This window comes from Streptomyces sp. ADI96-02 (assembly GCF_003846185.1).
Classification (GTDB): Bacteria; Actinomycetota; Actinomycetes; order Streptomycetales; family Streptomycetaceae; genus Streptomyces.
Map to the genome: position 1 here is coordinate 4,841,553 of NZ_ML123034.1, position 12,062 is coordinate 4,853,614.

At 70.7% G+C, this 12,062-nt stretch carries 11 protein-coding genes and 1 riboswitch; of the genes, 7 read left to right on the forward strand and 4 right to left on the reverse strand.

Annotation, left to right across the window (positions count from 1 at the left end; translation table 11 throughout):
• Window positions 1–32: 32 nt before the first annotated feature.
• From EES43_RS21420 to gcvT, 4 genes are all read right to left on the reverse strand, one after another.
• Complete coding sequence (locus EES43_RS21420; RefSeq protein ID WP_124270210.1) at window positions 33–1,418, reverse strand: L-serine ammonia-lyase; 1,386 nt, start codon at window positions 1,416–1,418, stop codon at window positions 33–35.
• A 163-nt stretch (window positions 1,419–1,581) separates the two neighbouring features.
• Complete coding sequence (gene glyA / locus EES43_RS21425) at window positions 1,582–2,841, reverse strand: serine hydroxymethyltransferase (protein ID WP_124270211.1); 1,260 nt, start codon at window positions 2,839–2,841, stop codon at window positions 1,582–1,584.
• A gap of 19 nt (window positions 2,842–2,860) precedes the next feature.
• Complete coding sequence (gene gcvH / locus EES43_RS21430; protein WP_124270212.1) at window positions 2,861–3,238, reverse strand: glycine cleavage system protein GcvH; 378 nt, start codon at window positions 3,236–3,238, stop codon at window positions 2,861–2,863.
• A gap of 101 nt (window positions 3,239–3,339) precedes the next feature.
• A complete protein-coding gene (gene gcvT / locus EES43_RS21435) occupies window positions 3,340–4,455 on the reverse strand; it encodes a glycine cleavage system aminomethyltransferase GcvT (RefSeq protein ID WP_124270213.1) in 1,116 nt (371 codons plus the stop codon).
• 163 nt (window positions 4,456–4,618) lie between these two features.
• Window positions 4,619–4,716: riboswitch (glycine riboswitch) on the reverse strand.
• Window positions 4,717–4,877: 161 nt separating this feature from the next.
• Between gcvT and EES43_RS21440 the strand changes: the two genes are divergently transcribed.
• From EES43_RS21440 to EES43_RS21470, 7 genes are all read left to right on the forward strand, one after another.
• Window positions 4,878–5,552 carry an AAA family ATPase gene (locus tag EES43_RS21440; protein WP_124270214.1) on the forward strand — a complete coding sequence of 225 codons (675 nt, stop codon included), beginning with the start codon at window positions 4,878–4,880 and terminating at the stop codon, window positions 5,550–5,552.
• 85 nt (window positions 5,553–5,637) lie between these two features.
• On the forward strand, window positions 5,638–6,408 hold the full coding sequence (locus EES43_RS21445; RefSeq protein WP_124270215.1) for an enhanced serine sensitivity protein SseB: 771 nt from the start codon (window positions 5,638–5,640) through the stop codon (window positions 6,406–6,408).
• 241 nt (window positions 6,409–6,649) lie between these two features.
• Complete coding sequence (locus EES43_RS21450) at window positions 6,650–7,378, forward strand: enhanced serine sensitivity protein SseB C-terminal domain-containing protein (RefSeq protein WP_124272095.1); 729 nt, start codon at window positions 6,650–6,652, stop codon at window positions 7,376–7,378.
• A gap of 213 nt (window positions 7,379–7,591) precedes the next feature.
• A complete protein-coding gene (locus EES43_RS21455) occupies window positions 7,592–9,262 on the forward strand; it encodes an ABC transporter substrate-binding protein (protein WP_124270216.1) in 1,671 nt (556 codons plus the stop codon).
• Between the two features lie 84 nt (window positions 9,263–9,346).
• A complete protein-coding gene (locus tag EES43_RS21460; RefSeq protein WP_124270217.1) occupies window positions 9,347–10,351 on the forward strand; it encodes an ABC transporter permease in 1,005 nt (334 codons plus the stop codon).
• Between the two features lies 1 nt (window position 10,352).
• Window positions 10,353–11,315 carry an ABC transporter permease gene (locus EES43_RS21465; protein WP_124270218.1) on the forward strand — a complete coding sequence of 321 codons (963 nt, stop codon included), beginning with the start codon at window positions 10,353–10,355 and terminating at the stop codon, window positions 11,313–11,315.
• Window positions 11,316–11,321: 6 nt separating this feature from the next.
• A partial coding sequence (locus EES43_RS21470) for an ABC transporter ATP-binding protein (RefSeq protein ID WP_241192492.1) occupies window positions 11,322–12,062 on the forward strand: 741 nt, incomplete at its 3' end.

Below are 12,062 nucleotides of genomic sequence, written 5' to 3' on the forward strand. Positions count from 1 at the left end.
TGAACAGGCGCACTGGCCAGGTGCCCTGAACATCAGCACTCGATGATGTTCACCGCGAGACCGCCGCGCGCCGTCTCCTTGTACTTCACGCTCATGTCGGCCCCGGTGTCCTTCATCGTCTTGATGACCTTGTCCAGGGAGACCTTGTGGCTGCCGTCGCCGCGCAGCGCCATCTTCGCCGCCGTGACGGCCTTCACCGCCGCCATACCGTTGCGCTCGATGCACGGGATCTGGACCAGCCCGCCGACCGGGTCGCAGGTCAGGCCGAGGTTGTGCTCCATGCCGATCTCGGCGGCGTTCTCCACCTGCTCGGGCGAGCCGCCGAGGACCTCGGCCAGCGCTCCGGCCGCCATCGAGCAGGCGGACCCCACCTCGCCCTGGCAGCCGACCTCGGCGCCGGAGATCGAGGCGTTCTCCTTGAACAGCAGGCCGATCGCCCCGGCGGCGAGCAGGAAGCGGACGACGCTGTCCTCCTTCTCCGCCTCGGTGCAGCCGCCCGCCGCGAAGTTCATGTAGTAGTGCAGCACCGCCGGGATGATGCCCGCCGCGCCGTTCGTGGGTGCGGTGACGACCCGGCCGCCCGCCGCGTTCTCCTCGTTGACCGCCATCGCGTAGAGGGTGATCCACTCCATCGCGTGGGCCTGCGGGTCGCCCTCGGCGCGGAGCTGGCGGGCCGAGTTCGCCGCGCGGCGGCGGACCTTCAGCCCGCCCGGCAGGATGCCCTCGCGGGCCATGCCGCGCGAGACGCACGCCTGCATGACGCGCCAGATGTCCAGCAGCCCCGCGCGGATCTCGTCCTCGGTGCGCCAGGTCAGCTCGTTCTCCAGCATCATCGAGGAGATCGACAGGCCCGTCTCCCGGGCGAGCCGCAGCAGCTCGTCGCCGGTGCGGAACGGGTGCTTGAGGACGGTGTCGTCCGGGACGATCGGGTTCTCCCCGGCCACCGCGTCCTCGTCCACGACGAAGCCGCCGCCGACCGAGTAGTACGTCTTCTCCAGGACCGGCGCGCCCTCGGCGTCGTACGCGAACAGGGTCATGCCGTTGGCGTGGTACGGCAGCGCCTTGCGGCGGTGCAGGACCAGCTGCTCGTCGACGTCGAAGGGGATCTCGTGCACGCCGAGCAGGCTGATCCGGCCGCTGCCCCGGATCTCCTCGATCCGGGCGTCGGCGGACTCCACGTCCACGGTGCGCGGCGACTCGCCCTCCAGGCCGAGCAGCACCGCCTTGGGCGTGCCGTGCCCGTGCCCGGTCGCGCCGAGCGAGCCGTACAGCTCGGCGCGTATCGAGGCGGTGTGCGCGAGCAGCCCCTCGTTCTTGAGGCGGCGGGCGAACATCCGGGCCGCGCGCATCGGACCCACGGTGTGGGAGCTGGACGGGCCGATGCCGACCGAGAACAGGTCGAAGACCGAGATGGCCACGGGAGAACTCCTCTGGGTTGGAAGACGTCGTCGTCTGCCGGGTGGTACGGATCGGGCCGGGGTGGGGCCCGCGGAGCGGCGGGGACACGGGTCGGGGCACCGCGCTCACTGTTGTCAGTGTGCGCGGTGCCCCGCCCGGATGTGCGCTACCGCCGGCCCTGAACTACTTCAGGCCGGGGTAGAGCGGGAACTTCTCGGCCAGCGCCACGACGCGGGCCTTCAGGTCGTCGGCGTCGTAGGACGGCTTCAGTGCGGCGGCGATGATCTCCGCCACCTCGGTGAAGTCCTCCGCGCCGAAACCGCGGGTGGCGAGCGCCGGGGTGCCGATCCGCAGGCCCGAGGTGACCATCGGGGGACGCGGGTCGTTCGGGATGGCGTTCCGGTTGACCGTGATGCCCAGCTCGTGGAGCCGGTCCTCGGCCTGCCGGCCGTCCAGCTCGGAGTCGCGCAGGTCGACCAGGACCAGGTGGACGTCCGTGCCGCCGGAGAGGACGGATACGCCCACCTCGGTGACGTCGGGCTGCACCAGGCGCTCGGCGAGGATGCGCGCGCCGTCCAGGGTGCGCTGCTGGCGCTCCTTGAACTCCTCGCCCGCCGCGATCTTGAACGAGACCGCCTTGGCCGCGATCACGTGCTCCAGCGGGCCGCCCTGCTGACCCGGGAAGACCGCCGAGTTGATCTTCTTGGCGAGCTCCTGGGTGGAGAGGATCACGCCGCCGCGCGGACCTCCGAGGGTCTTGTGCGTGGTGGTCGTCACCACGTGGGCGTGCGGCACCGGGTTGGGGTGCAGACCCGCGGCGACCAGGCCCGCGAAGTGCGCCATGTCGACCATCAGGTACGCGCCGACCTCGTCCGCGATCCGGCGGAAGGCGGCGAAGTCCAGCTGGCGCGGGTAGGCGGACCAGCCCGCCACGATCAGCTTCGGCCGGGACTCCTTCGCGAGGCGCTCGACCTCCTCCATGTCCACGGTGCCGCTCTCGTCGACGTGGTACGGCACCACGTTGTAGAGCTTGCCGGAGAAGTTGATCTTCATGCCGTGGGTCAGGTGACCGCCGTGGGCCAGGTTCAGGCCCATGATCGTGTCGCCCGGCTTGAGCAGCGCGAACATCGCGGCGGCGTTGGCCTGCGCGCCGGAGTGCGGCTGCACGTTCGCGGCCTCGGCGCCGAACAGGGCCTTGATCCGGTCGATCGCGATCTGCTCGACGACGTCGACGTGCTCACAGCCGCCGTAGTAGCGCCGGCCGGGGTAGCCCTCGGCGTACTTGTTGGTGAGGACGGAGCCCTGCGCCTCCATGACCGCGACCGGAGCGAAGTTCTCCGAGGCGATCATTTCGAGGGTGGACTGCTGACGGTGGAGCTCGGCGTCGACGGCGGCGGCGACGTCCGGGTCCAGCTCGTGGAGGGAGGAGTTCAGAAGCGACATCAGGGGGTCCCTTAAGGTCTCAGTTGCCGGAGAACGCGGTGTACTCGTCGGCGGAGAGCAGGTCGTCCGGCTCCTGCGCGACGCGCACCTTGAACAGCCAGCCGCCCTCGAAAGGAGCGGTGTTCACCAGCGACGGGTCGTCCACGACGTCCTGGTTGGCCGCGGTGACCTCTCCGGTGACCGGCGAGTACAGATCGCTGACCGACTTGGTCGACTCCAGCTCGCCGCAGGTCTCGCCCGCGGTCACCGTGGCACCGACCTCCGGAAGCTGGGCGTAGACGACGTCGCCGAGCGCGTTCGCCGCGTACTCCGTGATGCCGACCGTGGCCACGCCGTCCTCGACGGCCGACAGCCACTCGTGCTCCTTGCTGTACCGCAGCTGCTGGGGGTTGCTCATGACCTGAATTCTCCTGTACGCGGGGGAGTGCTGATGAACGGTGGTCTTACGGTGTGAGACGGGACTGCGTCACCGCGCGGGCGCCGCAGGGCTCCGGGACGTCACTTCCGGCGCTTGTAGAACGGCAGTGCGACGACCTCGTACGGCTCGTGCGTGCCCCGGATGTCCACGCCCACTCCCTCGGCGCCGGGAGCGGAGAAGGCGGCGTCCACGTACGCCATGGCGATCGGCCGGCCCAGGGTCGGGGACGGGGCGCCGGAGGTCACCTCGCCGACGACCTTGCCGTCCGCCACCACCGAGAAGCCCGCGCGCGGCACCCGGCGGCCCTCGGCGACCAGGCCCACCAGCTTGCGGGGCGGCGCGCTCTCGGCGCGCTCGGCGGCGGCGGCCAGTGCCTCGCGCCCGACGAAGTCGCCCTCCTTCTCGAACTTCACGACCCGGCCGAGGCCCGCGTCGAACGGGGTCAGCGCCGTCGTCAGCTCGTGGCCGTACAGCGGCATGCCCGCCTCCAGGCGCAGCGTGTCGCGGCAGGAGAGGCCGCAGGGGATCAGGCCGTGCGTCGCGCCGGCCTCGGTGAGCGCCCGCCACAGGCCCTCGGCGTGCTCGGGCGCGACGAACAGCTCGAAGCCGTCCTCGCCGGTGTAGCCGGTACGGGCGATCAGCGCGGGTACGCCGGCGACCGTGCCGGGCAGGCCCGCGTAGTACTTCAGCCCGTCCAGGTCGGCGTCGGTGACCGCCTTCAGGATGGCGGGGGACTCGGGGCCCTGGACGGCGAGCAGCGCGTAGGCGTCCCGGTCGTCGCGCACCTCGGCGTCGAAGCCGCCGGCGCGGGCGGTCAGCGTGTCCAGCACGATCTGCGCGTTGCCCGCGTTGGCGACCACCAGGTACTCGTCCTCGCCGAGCCGGTAGACGATCAGGTCGTCCAGGATGCCGCCGTCCTCCTGGACGATCATCGTGTAGCGGGCCCGGCCGACGCCGACGGTGGCGATGTTCCCCACCAGCGCGAAGTTCAGGAAGGCCGCCGCCCCGGCCCCGGTGACGGTGATCTCGCCCATGTGCGACAGGTCGAAGAGGCCGGCCCGGGTGCGTACGGCGTTGTGCTCGTCGCGCTCACTGGCGTACCGCAGCGGCATGTCCCAGCCCGCGAAGTCGGTCATGGTGGCGCCGAGCGAACGGTGCAGGGCGTCGAGGGCGGTGAGACGGGGGGCAGTGCTCATGGATACGGCTCCAGGGCATGACGACGTCAGGACGGACGATCCCTCCCCATCTGTCATCGGAACCTGAGAGGTTCGCCGGTAGCCCCTGACGGGGTATGCCCTGTCACGGGGCGCGGCTTGCACCTTGGGTGGAGCCGCCGGACGGCTCGCTTTTCAGATCTGCCTCATCCACGCGGTACGGGGCCTGAGAGATTCAAGGGAGGATCTTGCTCCTTCGGCGCCCGGCTCACACTGTGGCCGGAACTCTCCCGCGCGGATTCGAACGGCCGGTATGCAGTTGGCGTCGTCATCATCGCACGCCGCGCGCGGCGGCGGGGCGTCCGGTCCCCACCCGGTGGACACGGCGAGGCCGGTTGTTCCGCATTGCCTTTTCTTTACACTTCAGGGCAGATGTGAGTGACCCGACAGCAGGGGGATGGGCCATGACATTGCAGCGGCCGGCATCGACAGCGGACGTCGCGCCCGGCGCGATGCCCGTACAGGCGGGCGCGCCCGCCCGGGAGCTGCTGGGCGCCCGCGCGCCGGTGGTGCGCGATCTGCGCGGGCGCGCCGGGCGGAGCCCGCACAGCCTGGACTTCGCTCCCGGCGACGTCGTGGTGGTCTCCGGACTGCCCGGCAGCGGGAAGTCGACCCTGATCCGGCGGACCGCCGCCGGCCTCGCCGTCGACTCCCAGAACACCCGCGACCGCTGGGCCGCCGCGCTGCCCGGCCTGCTGCCCTACGGCCTCTACCGCCCGCTGGTGCGCGCCGCGCACTACCTCGGCCTGTGGCGCGTACTGCGCTCCGGCGCGTCCGTCGTGGTGCACGACTGCGGTACGCAGACCTGGGTGCGCCGCTGGCTGGCCCGGCACACCGTGCGCCGCGGCCGTACGTTCCACCTGGTCCTGCTCGACGTCGACCCCGCAACGGCCCGCCAGGGGCAGCGGACGCGCGGCCGGGGCGTCTCCGGCTACGCCTTCGCCCGCCACCGGCGGGCCGTGGGCCGGCTCCTGCGCGACACCGAGCAGGGGCTGCTGCCCGCCGGGTGCACCTCGGCGGTGCTGCTGGACCGCGAGGCGGCGAGCACGCTGCGCCGGATCTCCTTCACGGACGCCTGAGCCCGCCGGCCCCGGTGGCGCTAGGGTGCTGGCCGGAACGACGGCCGGACGGCGGCCGGGACGGTGAAGAGAGGGCGCAGAGCCAGTGGAGATTCCGGCACCGGTCCAGGCCCACCCCCAGCACGGGTGGCCGGCCAATGAGCTCGAAGAGGTGCTGACCGCCTCGCTCGGCGTCCCGGAGGCGGGTGGACGCCTGGTCGAGGTGCTCGGCCGCAGCTCCGTCTGGGTGCCGCTGCCCAACGGCGGCGGCCCCGACAGCACCGACCTCGACCTGCCCATGATGGAGCTCGACGGCGCCGCCTACGTCCCCGTCTACAGCTCCGAGGGCCAGTTCCTCAGCTGCGTCGGCAGCCACATGGCCTTCACCGTGGCGCCCGCCCGCGACTTCGCCCGGGGCCTGCCCCCGCAGCTCGGCATCGCCGTGAACCCGGGCGGCGCGGTCGGCATACCCCTGCTGCCCCCCGCCGTCGCCGAGCTCTGCCGGGCCGGGCGCACCGCCCTGGACGGGCCCGCCTCCGGCGGCCGGGTCCGGCTGTACGAGCCGGACTGGCAGCACGACCCGGTCGACTTCCTCTCCGCGGTCTCCGCCGAGTTCCACGCCACCGGCGTGGTGAGCACCGCCCGCCGGGCCCTGGCCAGCATCGAGGGCGGCGACCCCGTCCTCTTCGTCGGCGTCGAGTTCGCCACCTGGGACGGCGCGGGGCAGAGCGCCCCGATGGAGGCCCTGGAGCGGGCCGCCGCCCTGGTGCCCGCCCCGTGGCCGGTCAACCTCGTCCTGCTCGACGTGGCCCAGGACCTGGTCGGCGACTGGATGCGCGAGAAGGTGCGGCCCTTCTACCGGCGCGAGGGCCGCTGACCGCGCTCCGCCGCGCCCCGGTCACCGCACGGCGGAGCCGGACCGCGGCGTCAAGTCGGTGTCAGGGGCGGAGCATAAGCTGGTTTGATGGCGAGGCCGCTCGCGTGCGCCCGGGAGCGGACGCACGGGACGGACGGATCGATGAGGGGCGGGACCCAGAGTGACTGCGTCAGGCACTGCGGCGGGCCATGGGGCCTCCCCCGCTCGGGCGGAGCCGGGAGACCGGGGAGACGTCGAGCACCTGCTGCGCCAGGTGGCTCCCGGGCGCTACGACGCCTACGAGGAGCTGCTGGCCGCCCTCGCCGAAGGCCGGATCTGGATGCTGCTCTGGCACGGTGCCGCCGGCTCGCCGGACGCCCAGTACGGCAACATGGAGGTCGACGGCCTGGGCTACGCCCCGTGCGTCACCTCCGCCCAGGAGCTGGCCGCCAGCGGCTGGAGCCGGGCCCACGAGCTGGTGACGGGGCGTGACATCGCCCGCGCCCTGTTCCCCGACCGCTGGGGCCTCTGGCTCAACCCGCACGCCCCGGGCGGCGGCGTCGGCGTCCCGTGGCTGGACCTGCGCCGGATCGCCACCGGCCTCGACCTGCTGCCCGCCGGACCGCTGCGCCTGTCCGAGCCCGCTCTCGAACTGCCCCAGTTCTACGCCCAGCTCACCCAGAACGCCCACCGCACCCCGGCCGTCCGCTCGCTGCGCCGCGCCTGGGTCCACCCCGCCGTCGGCGTCCCGTACCTGGCGATCGGCCTCGACCTCTACGACACCGGCCGGGAATCCGTCGAGGCGGTGCGCGCGATGATGGCGCAGTCGGTCGGAGCCGTTCCCGACGGGCTGCCCGTCTCCACCGTCGCCATGTCCGACGAGTACGACCCGGTCGCCCTGTGGCTGCGCGCCAACGCCCGCCCCTTCTACGACCGCGAGGCGCACGCCCCGGCAGCCCGGCCGCCCGCCGGGGCCCCCGGCTACGGCTGAGGGAGAACCCTCACCCTCCGCAACGCCTCTGAACTGCGGCGGAAGTCCGCCGCGTCGGTGTTCACCCGGGAGGATGTCCCGGAACTGGCCGGTTTGTTCGATGTCCGGGTCTCGACTAGGTCTCACCGTTATGCGGACTGTTCTCTTGCGGTGCGCCCCGTCTGTAGTGTGCGGCCATCAAACCTCATTACATGGCGAACCAGGGGTGGACCCATGCGAATTATCAAGTCCCGGTCAGTCCGGGCGATCACGGCAGCCGTCGCTGTCGGTCTGATCGCCACGGGCTGTTCCAGCGAGCGGGACGAAGCCGGCTCCAAGGGGGGCGACAAGGACACCTTCGTCTTCGCCGGTGCCGGTGACCCGGGTTCCCTCGACCCGGCCCTCGCGAGTGACGGCGAGACCTTCCGGGTCACCCGTCAGGCGTTCGAGGCGCTGCTGGAGCACGAGCCCGGCGGCAGCAAGCTGGTCGGCGGTCTCGCCGAGAAGTGGTCGAGCGACGAGGCCGGCAAGGTCTGGACGTTCAACCTGCGCCAGGGCGTGAAGTTCCACGACGGCGAGGCGTTCAACGCCGCCGCGGTCTGCGCGAACTACGACTACTGGTTCAACTGGAAGGGCACCTACCAGTCCAGCGCGGTCTCGTACTACTGGCAGTCCATCATGGGCGGGTTCGCGAAGAACGAGGACTCGGAGACGCCCAAGGCGAACTACAAGTCCTGCACCGCCAAGGACGACAACACGGCCGTCATCGAGGTCAACGAGCCCTCGGCGAACCTGCCCGGCGGCTTCTCGCTCCAGGCCCTCGCGATCCACTCGCCGAAGGCCCTCAAGGAGTACGCGAAGCAGAACGCGTCCGCCAAGGGCGACGCCATCACGTACCCCAAGTACAGCCAGGAGGCCGGCACGGTCGCCGGCACCGGCCCGTACCGGATCGTGAAGTGGAACAAGGGCAACAAGGAAGTCTCCCTGGAACGCTTCGACGACTACTGGGGCGCCAAGGCCAAGGTGAAGAACCTGGTCTTCCGGACCATCTCCACCGAGGAGACCCGCCGCCAGGCGCTGCAGGCCGGTGACATCGACGGCTACGACCTGGTCGCGCCGGCCGACGTGACGACGCTGGAGAAGCAGGGTTACGAGGTCCCGACCCGTGACGTCTTCAACATCTTCTACCTGGGCATGAGCCAGTCGGCCAACCCGGCGCTGAAGAAGCGGGAGGTCCGCGAGGCGATCACGCACGCCATCGACCGCGACAACCTGGTCAAGACCCAGCTGCCCGAGGGCGGCAAGGCCGCGACCCAGTTCATGCCCGACACGGTCGCCGGCTTCTCGGACAAGGTGAAGACGTACCCGTTCGACACCGCCAAGGCCAAGGGCCTCCTCAAGGACGCCGGTGAGGAGAAGCTGAAGCTCGACTTCTGCTACCCCACCGAGGTCACCCGGCCGTACATGCCCGCTCCGCAGGACATGTTCGAGCTGATGAAGGCCGACCTGGAGAAGGCCGGCATCACCGTCGTCCCGAAGGCCATGAAGTGGGCCCCGGACTACCTGGACGCCACCGAGGCCGGGTCCTGTGCCCTGCACATGCTCGGCTGGACGGGTGACTTCAACGACGGCTACAACTTCATCGGCACCTGGTTCGCCGGGCCGGACAAGCAGTGGGGCTTCAAGGACAAGAAGGTCTTCGACTCGGTGAACGCCGCGTCCAAGGTCACCGACCCCGCCGGCCGCACCGAGGCGTACAAGAAGGCCAACGAGACGATCATGGAGTACGTCCCCGGCGTGCCGATCTCCTCGTCCCCGCCGGCCATCGCGTTCGCCAAGAACGTCAACCCGCCGAAGGTCTCCCCGCTGACGCAGGAGAACTTCGCCGAGGTCTCCTTCAAGTAAACGCACATCAGCGGGACCGCCCGGCCACAGCGACCACGTGGCCGGGCGGACCCGCGTTACGCACGTGAGAAAGGGGCATGCGGGGTGCTGCGACTCGTCGTCAGAAGACTTCTCCAGCTCATTCCCACCCTGCTCGGCCTGTCGGTTCTGCTCTTCCTGTGGCTGAACCGGCTGCCCGGCGGACCCGCCTCAGCGATCCTGGGCGAGCGGGCGACCGAAGCCGAAGTGGCGAGAATCAACCGGGCACTGGGCCTCGACGAGCCGGTCCACGTCCAGTACTGGCGCTTCCTCAAGCGCATCTTCGAGCTGGACCTCGGAACCTCCACCCAGACCGGGCAGCCGGTGTGGGACGAGTTCGCCCTGCGCTTCCCGGCCACGGTGGAACTCAGCGTCGCCGCGATCCTCATCGCGGTGGTCGTCGGCATCCCGATGGGCTACCTGGCCGCCAAGCACCGCGGCGGCTGGCTGGACGTCGCCTCCGTCTCCGGATCGCTGCTCGGCATCTGCATCCCGGTCTTCTTCCTGGCCATGCTGCTGCGCGGGATCTTCTCCGTGCAGCTCGGCTGGTTCCCGAGCCAGGGCCGGCTCACCACCGGGATCGACGCCACCGACGTCACCGGATTCGCCGTCCTGGACGGCCTGCTCACCGGTGAGTTCGACGCGAGCTGGGACGCGATCACGCATCTGATCCTGCCCTCCGTCGCCCTGGCCTCCATCCCGCTCGCCGTCATCGTCCGCATGACCCGCGCCAGCGTCCTGGAAGTGCTCGGCGAGGACTACATCCGCACCGCCGAGTCCAAGGGCCTGGACAAGCGGACCGTGCGCGGCCGGCACGTGCTGCGCAACGCCCTGCTGCCGGTGATCACCGCGGTCGGCCTGCTCACCGGAAGCCTGCTCTCCGGCGCGGTGCTCACCGAATCCGTCTTCGACTTCGGCGGTATCGGCTCCTTCATCCGTACCGCGATCGACGGCCGCGACTACCCGGTCCTCGTCGGTTTCATTCTCTTCATCGCGATGGTGTACGTGCTCATCAACCTCCTGGTCGACCTCGCGTACAGCATCATCGACCCGAGAGTGCGGGTGCACTGACGTGACGATCCTGACCAACAAAGCAGACAAGATCGACCGCCTCGCCGAGCTGACCCAGAGCAGCGAGACCGTCGCGGGCACCAGCCTGTGGCGGGAGGCGTTCCGCCGGATGCGGGCCAGCAAGATGGCCGTCATCGGCGCGGTCATCATCGCCGTGTTCGTGCTCGTCGCGATCGTCGGACCGTGGCTGGCGCCGCACGCCCCCACCGCGCAGAACTGGCGCAGCGAGGTCTTCCCCAACCAGGGCAAGTTCGTCGGCATGCGCGGCGAGAACTGGTTCGGCCTGGACCACCTGGGCCGGGACATGTTCTCCCGCTGGCTGGTCGGCGCGCGGCAGACCCTGCTCGTCGGCGTGGTCTCCATGCTCATCGGCCTGGTCGTCGGCGCCGTGATCGGGGTGCTCTCGGGCGCCGCCGCCACCCTCGGCGGCAAGGCCGGCCAGCGCGTCGACACCGTGATCATGCGCGTCACCGACATCATGCTGTCGCTGCCGTCCCTGCTGCTGGCCGTCTCCATCGCCGCGGTGCTCGGACAGTCGCTGACCACCGTGATGATCGCCGTCGGTGTCGTCCAGATCCCCGTCTTCGCCCGCCTGCTGCGGGGTTCGATGCTCGTCCAGGGCGGCGCCGACTACGTGCTCGCCGCCAAGGCGGTCGGCATCCGGCGCAAGCGGATCGTGCTCACCCAGATCCTGCCGAACTCCCTGAGCCCCGTGATCGTCCAGGCCACCCTCAGCCTCGCCACCGCGATCATCGAGGCCGCGGCGCTGTCCTACCTGGGCCTGGGCAACCCCGATCCGGCCGTGCCCGAGTGGGGCGTCATGCTCTCCCAGGCACAGCGCTTCTTCGACAACGAGCCGATGATGTCCGCCTACCCGGCCATCGGGATCGTCATCACGGCCCTTGGCTTCACCCTGCTCGGCGAGGCCATGCGCGAAGCCCTCGACCCGAAGCTGCGAGGCTGAAGTCCCATGCCACTGCTCTCTGTTGACGAACTGAGCGTCACTTTCACCGCGCGCGGACGCAAGGACTCCACGGCTGTGGACGGCGTCTCCTTCGACGTCGACCAGGGCCAGGTCGTCGGCCTGGTCGGCGAGTCGGGGTGCGGCAAGTCCGTGACCTCGCTCGCCCTGATGGGCCTGCTGCCCTCCAAGGGCGTACGGATCGGCGGACGTGCCGAGTTCGACGGCCAGAACCTGCTGACCATGAACCAGCGCAAACTCCGCGACCTGCGGGGCCGCCACCTGGCCATGATCTTCCAGGACCCGCTGTCCTCGCTGAACCCGGTCGTCCCGATCGGCGTCCAGGTCATCGAGATCCTCCAGCGCCACCGCGGCCTCAAGGGCGAGAGCGCCCGCAAGGAGGCCGCCGCACTGCTGGACCGGGTCGGCATCCCCGACCCGACCCGGCGGCTCAAGGAGTACCCGCACCAGCTCTCCGGCGGCATGCGCCAGCGCGCCCTGATCGCCATGGCCGTGGCCTGCGCCCCCCGGCTGCTGATCGCCGACGAGCCGACCACCGCGCTGGACGTGACCATCCAGGCCCAGATCCTGGAACTCCTGAAGGAACTGGTCGACCAGGAGGGCACCGCGCTCCTGATGATCACCCACGACCTCGGCGTCGTGGCCGGCCTCTGCGACCAGGTCAACGTCCTCTACGCGGGGCGGGCGGTGGAGTCGGCGGGCCGCCGCGAGCTGTTCGCCCACCCCACC